This is a genomic window from Stenotrophomonas sp. P5_A8, assembly GCF_056400545.1.
Window position 1 is genome coordinate 1 of the sequence record NZ_JBFULB010000595.1, and the last position, 979, is coordinate 979.

At 64.4% G+C, this 979-nt stretch carries 1 protein-coding gene; it reads right to left on the reverse strand.

The genetic code is table 11. The features are described 5' to 3' along the window. A partial coding sequence (locus tag AC1DQP_RS20925) for a MupA/Atu3671 family FMN-dependent luciferase-like monooxygenase (protein ID WP_478052490.1) occupies window positions 1-979 on the reverse strand: 979 nt, incomplete at both ends.

Genomic DNA, 979 nt, shown 5'->3' on the forward strand with positions numbered 1-979 from the left:
GTGGGTGAGGACATTGGCGCCGACGCGACCGGCATCGGCGAACGTCTGAGGGGCACCTGCAGCGGTAATCCAGACCGGTAGCTCCGCTTGCACCGGACGCGGCTGGGTACCGATCTCGACCACGTCGCCGACGCCGTTCTTTCGCGTGATGGTGCCGCCGCGCCAGAGCGTCCGGACGTGTTCGATCCCCTCGAGCATGGCCTGATGGCGCTGTTGGAAGTTGTCTGGCGCGAGTACGAAATCGTTGGGGACCCAGCCGGAGGCGAAGGAGAGGGCAACACGGCCACCGGAGAGGCGATCAACGACGGCCCATTCCTCGGCAACCCGAAGCGGGTCGTGCAGCGGAAGTACGACGCTGCCCGAACGCAGCTGCAGCGTCTTGGTAACCATGGCTGCGGCCGCGCTCAACACCGACGGGTTCGGGAATGCCGCACCCACCTCGGTGAAGTGCCGCTCTGGTGTCCAGATAGCGTTGAAGCCCATCTGGTCCGCTACTTTCACGCTTTCGATATACAGCGCCAGCTCATCGGTTCCGGGCGTGCTGGTGGCATCGGAGAAATAGAACAGGCCGAAGGGAGCCGGATCAGCTGCCGCGGCCGGTGTCGGGACCACGTAAGCCGCCAGTTGCTGGTCGTCGCCGTGGCTGACCACGATAGATTCGGCCACGCCGGGGTGTTGCTCCAGGGTGCTTTCGATCTCGCCGGGTTCGATACGAAACCCATGTTTGTTGATCTGACGGTCGGCGCGACCGCGATGCTCAAGGCCGATGCCATTCCGCCAGATGACGCGGTCTCCGGTGCGATACAGCCGTACACCCGGTTGGAGAGGTGAGTCGATGAAGGCTTTGGAGGTCAGCTCGGGATTGCCGAGGTACCCGGGCCCCAGACCGTGGCTGCTGACGTAGAGCTCGCCCTCCACGCCGTGCGGTACCGGTCGCATGTGTTCATCCAGCACATACACTTCTACGCCGGGCAGTGGC